Here is a 5,379-nt window from a genome sequence, read left to right as displayed (position 1 = left end):
GTCACACCCGCCGCAGGACCGCCACCACCTTGCCCAGGATGGTCGCCTCGTCGCCGGGGATCGGCTGATAGGCGGCATTGTGCGGGAGCAGCCACACATGCCCGCTCTCCCGCTTGAAGCGCTTGACCGTGGCCTCGCCGTCCAGCATGGCCGCCACGATGTCCCCGTTCTCCGCGACGGGCTGGCGGCGCACGGTCACCCAGTCTCCGTCGCAGATCGCGGCCTCGATCATCGAGTCGCCGACGACCTTCAGGACGAACAGCTCTCCGTCGCCGACCAGCTGCCGGGGCAGCGGGAAGACATCCTCCACCGATTCCTCGGCGAGGATCGGGCCGCCGGCGGCGATTCTGCCGACCAGCGGGACATAGGAAGCGGCCGGCTTGCCGGTCGTGTCCGTCGGCTGGGTGCTCGGCTGGTCGGAGCCGCGCACTTCATACGCCCGGGGCCGGTGCGGGTCCCGGCGCAGGAAGCCCTTGCGCTCCAGAGCCATCAGCTGATGGGCGACGGACGAGGTGCTGGACAGGCCCACGGCCTGTCCGATCTCGCGCATCGACGGTGGGTATCCCCGGCGCTGGACGGAGTCACGGATCACCTCGATGACGCGCCGTTGCCGATCCGTGAGCCCGGAGCTGTCCGCCCTGATACCCGGAGGTCGGCCGGGCAGTGAACGCGCGGGCCGGGAAGGATCCGGCGCCTCAGGGGGCGTGGCTGCGTCATTCATGGCATGTACCGGCTCGAATCGGTTCTGGGAGCGGTCCTGGGCAGTGATGGTGGCACTGTCAGCGGTGGTGGTCACGTCGGGCCCCTCTCGAATGGTCTCCCTAGTTGGACAACGGTAGTTGCTTTCGAAAGGTTGCGCCAAACACACGTTCGAGTGAAAAACTGGAGATTGCCTTACGCGTATACGTGAGTGGGTGTATGCGTGTGCGATCGAGCCCTGAAATGCCGCTCCGGAGGCGGGGATGCCGCTCCAGGGCGGGGGAGGGTCATCGTCGGCCGGTCGGCGATTCAGGTCATGAAGCCGTGGCTACGATTCAGGTCGTGAAGCCGTGGCTTCCCCGCCGTCCGGCAGTCGTGGACGCCTCCAGTCTCGCACCCGGCGGCCGGGAATCCTGGGAGCCGCGCGTTTCCGCAGCCCCGTGGTCAGTCCCGGGCGGGTCGCCCGCGCGTGTCCACGCGTATCCGCGCGGGGCCAAGGGGCCCGCGCGTGCCCATGGGCTGCGTGTGTCCATGGGTCCCGCGCGTGCCCATGGGCGCTGCCGGTGCCCCGCCGTACCGTGGCCCGATCTCGCCGTGTCACCACCCGTACGCCGTCCGCGATCTTCGCTGTCGCGGCGACACGCGATGGGACGGGAAAGTGCGGCCAAACCCCAGATCTAGTGGTTGGATTGTGAGCGCCGCCCAGAAGTTGTGGTCCCCGGTCCTCCAAGGTCGTGGTCATCGCCTATGCTTGGGGCAGCTTCGGAGGGCTTCGACGCGTCTGTCGGGCCTATTGAGTCGTGCCGTGAGGGAGGGTTGGGAACCATGCACTGCCCCTTCTGCAGGCACCCCGACAGCCGGGTCGTCGACAGCCGTACCACCGACGACGGAACGTCGATCCGGCGCCGTCGGCAGTGCCCGGACTGCTCTCGCCGGTTCACCACGGTGGAGACCGCCTCGCTGATGGTGATCAAGCGCAGCGGTGTGACCGAGCCCTTCAGCCGTACCAAGGTCATCTCGGGTGTGCGCAAGGCATGCCAGGGGCGGCCCGTCACCGAGGACGCTCTCGCTCAGCTCGGCCAGCGGGTCGAGGAAGCGTTGCGCGCCACCGGAAGCGCCGAGCTGACCACCCACGACGTGGGTCTGGCCATACTCGGCCCCCTGCAGGAACTCGACCTCGTCGCCTACCTGCGTTTCGCGTCCGTGTACCGGGCATTCGACACACTTGAGGACTTCGAGGCAGCCATCGCGGAACTCCGCGTGCATCGGCCGCCCGCACAGGGCGGAACGGGAGAGCCCCTGGAAGTCCCCGTGGTCCCCGTTCCCGCCACCGTCGCCGACTGAGCGACGCCGAGCCGAGCGGCTCGCGCCCGCCCGCCCGGACAACGAGGTCGGCACCGGCGCGGCGACAGGTCCCCGGCGGGCGCATTGTGGCGTCCGTGGCACCGGCGACACCGGACAGCACCCAGACCAGCACCAGATCAGTAGCAGACAAGCAGCTGTGAGCGGCAGCCGGTATCAAACGGCACCGGACAGCATCAACACACAGACTTCCTGACGGGAAGATCTGGGCACTTCAGGGCGTTTTTGCCCGTATATGGGAGGCGGCATGACAGAGACGACGAGCGGCCCGGCGCGTGGGTCCCGCACCAAGGGAGCCAAGGCCAGCAAGGGTCTGCGTATCGAGCGCATCCACACCACACCCGGCGTGCATCCGTACGACGAGGTGGTCTGGGCTCGCCGTGACGTCGTCATGACCAATTGGCGCGACGGCTCGGTCAATTTCGAGCAGCGTGGCGTCGAGTTTCCCGACTCCTGGTCGGTGAACGCGGTCAACATCGTCACCAGCAAGTATTTCCGCGGGGCCGTCGGCACCCCGCAGCGCGAAACCGGTCTCAAGCAGCTGATCGACCGGATCGTGAAGACCTACCGGAAGGCCGGCGAGGAGTACAAGTACTTCGCCTCGCCCGCCGACGCCGAGATCTTCGAGCATGAGCTGGCGTACGCACTCCTGCACCAGATCTTCAGCTTCAACTCGCCGGTGTGGTTCAACGTCGGCACCCCGCAGCCGCAGCAGGTCTCCGCCTGCTTCATTCTGGCCGTGGACGACTCCATGGAGTCGATCCTCGACTGGTACAAGGAAGAGGGGATGATCTTCAAGGGCGGCTCCGGAGCGGGTCTGAACCTCTCCCGGATCCGTTCCTCCAAGGAGCTTCTCTCCTCCGGCGGCAATGCCTCGGGACCGGTCTCCTTCATGCGCGGTGCCGACGCCTCCGCCGGAACCATCAAGTCCGGTGGCGCCACGCGCCGCGCGGCCAAGATGGTCATCCTCGACGTCGACCACCCCGACATCGAGAACTTCATCGAGACCAAGGTGAAGGAGGAGGAGAAGATCCGCGCCCTGAGGGACGCGGGATTCGACATGGATCTGGGCGGCGACGACATCACGTCCGTCCAGTACCAGAACGCCAACAACTCGGTCCGGGTGAACGACGAGTTCATGAAGGCCGTCGAGGCGGACGCCAAGTTCGGGCTGCGGGCCCGGATGACCGGCGACGTCATCGAGGAGGTCGACGCCAAGGCGCTCTTCCGGAAGATGGCCGAGGCCGCGTGGGCGTGTGCCGACCCCGGCATCCAGTACGACGACACCATCAACCACTGGCACACCTGCCCCGAGTCGGGCCGGATCAACGGCTCGAACCCGTGCAGCGAGTACATGCACCTGGACAACACGTCCTGCAACCTCGCCTCGCTGAACCTGATGAAGTTCCTCAAGGACGACGGCGAGGGCCACCAGTCCTTCGAGTCCGAGCGCTTCGCCAAGGTCGTCGAGCTGGTCATCACCGCGATGGACATCTCCATCTGCTTCGCCGACTTCCCCACCCAGAAGATCGGCGAGAACACCCGCGCCTTCCGTCAGCTGGGCATCGGCTACGCCAACCTCGGCGCCCTGCTGATGGCCACGGGGCACGCGTACGACAGTGACGGCGGCCGTGCCCTGGCCGGTGCCATCACCTCCCTGATGACCGGTACGTCCTACCGCCGCTCCGCCGAGCTGGCCGCGGTCGTCGGCGCGTACGACGGCTACGCCCGCAACGCCGTGCCGCACAACCGCGTCATGCAGCAGCACGCCGACGCCAACACCAAGGCCGTCCGCGTCGACGACCTGGACAGCCCGATCTGGGCCGCCGCCACGGAGGCATGGCAGGACGTCGTCCGGCTTGGCGAGAAGAACGGTTTCCGCAATGCGCAGGCGTCCGTCATCGCGCCGACCGGCACCATCGGTCTCGCGATGTCCTGCGACACCACCGGCCTGGAGCCCGACCTCGCCCTGGTCAAGTTCAAGAAGCTCGTCGGCGGCGGCTCGATGCAGATCGTCAACGGCACGGTCCCGCAGGCGCTGCGCCGTCTCGGCTACCAGCCGGAGCAGATCGAGGCGATCGTCGCCCACATCGCCGAGAACGGCATCGTCGTGGACGCTCCCGGTCTGAAGACCGAGCACTACGAGGTCTTCGACTGCGCGATGGGCGAGCGCTCCATCTCCGCGATGGGCCACGTCCGTATGATGGCCGCGATCCAGCCGTGGATCTCCGGCGCGCTCTCCAAGACGGTCAACATGCCGGAGTCGGCGACCGTCGAAGAGGTCGAGGAGATCTACTTCAAGGCGTGGAAGATGGGCGTCAAGGCGCTCGCGATCTACCGCGACAACTGCAAGGTCGGCCAGCCCCTCTCCGCCAAGAGCAAGGACAAGGAGAAGGCCGAGATCACCGGGAAGGCCGAGGACACCATCCGGGCCGCGGTCGAGAAGGTGGTCGAGTACCGCCCCGTCCGCAAGCGCCTCCCCAAGGGGCGTCCCGGCATCACCACCTCCTTCACGGTGGGCGGCGCCGAGGGCTATATGACCGCGAACTCCTACCCGGACGACGGTCTCGGCGAGGTGTTCCTCAAGATGTCCAAGCAGGGTTCCACCCTCGCGGGCATGATGGACGCCTTCTCGATCGCCGTCTCCGTCGGCCTCCAGTACGGCGTTCCGCTGGAGACCTACGTCTCGAAGTTCACGAACATGCGCTTCGAGCCCGCCGGTATGACCGACGACCCGGATGTGCGGATGGCGCAGTCGATCGTCGACTACATCTTCCGCCGGCTGGCGCTGGACTTCCTGCCCTTCGAGACCCGCTCGGCACTCGGCATCCACTCGGCCGAGGAGCGGCAGCGGCACCTGGAGACCGGCTCGTACGAGCAGTCCATCGACGACGGGATGGACATCGAGGGTCTCGCCCAGTCCGCGCCGCGCCGGCAGGAGGCACTTCAGCAGGAGACGCGTACGCCGGAGCTGACCGTGGCCCCCGCTTCCCCCGCTTCCCTCGGAGCCGTCCCGGCACCGAAGCAGGCGCACACCTCGGCGGAGCTGGTGGAGATGCAGCTGGGCATCAGCGCGGACGCGCCGCTGTGCTTCTCCTGCGGTACGAAGATGCAGCGGGCGGGCTCCTGCTACATCTGCGAGGGCTGTGGCTCGACCAGCGGTTGCAGCTGACTCACTCCGTGCGCGGTCACGGCAGCGTGAGGCGTATCGGCTGATGCGCCGGGGCGGGGAGACCTCCTTAAGGGCTCCCCGCCCGCTGCTGTCCGCTGCCGGTGCCCGGTGGCGCCGCGAAGCGCCGCCGTGGCTCACGGTCCCGG

3 protein-coding genes are annotated in these 5,379 nt (G+C 67.6%); 2 read left to right on the top strand and 1 reads right to left on the bottom strand.

All coding sequences use genetic code 11. The annotated features are described in order from the left end of the window. Position 1: 1 nt before the first annotated feature. Positions 2 to 796, bottom strand: a complete 795-nt coding sequence (lexA, locus tag ACWF94_RS32355) for a transcriptional repressor LexA (RefSeq protein WP_453496657.1) — start codon at positions 794 to 796, stop codon at positions 2 to 4. 728 nt (positions 797 to 1,524) lie between these two features. Between lexA and nrdR the strand changes: the two genes are divergently transcribed. Next, positions 1,525 to 2,043, top strand: a complete 519-nt coding sequence (nrdR, locus tag ACWF94_RS32350) for a transcriptional regulator NrdR (RefSeq protein WP_453496654.1) — start codon at positions 1,525 to 1,527, stop codon at positions 2,041 to 2,043. Between the two features lie 265 nt (positions 2,044 to 2,308). Further along, the gene (locus ACWF94_RS32345) at positions 2,309 to 5,233 is read left to right on the top strand and encodes a vitamin B12-dependent ribonucleotide reductase (protein ID WP_453496651.1); all 2,925 of its coding nucleotides are present in this window, start codon (positions 2,309 to 2,311) and stop codon (positions 5,231 to 5,233) included. The last annotated feature ends 146 nt before the right edge of the window (positions 5,234 to 5,379 follow it).

The organism is Streptomyces sp. NPDC055078 (genome assembly GCF_053607985.1).
The sequence above is the reverse complement of the archived record's forward strand: the minus strand, read 5'-3'. Positions and strand labels throughout refer to the sequence as shown.

Coding starts and splice junctions, on each gene's coding strand:
- nrdR (WP_453496654.1), top strand. CDS start 1,525: ATGCACTGCCCCTTCTGCAGGCACCCCGACAGCCGGGTCGTCGACAGC.
- ACWF94_RS32345 (WP_453496651.1), top strand. CDS start 2,309: ATGACAGAGACGACGAGCGGCCCGGCGCGTGGGTCCCGCACCAAGGGA.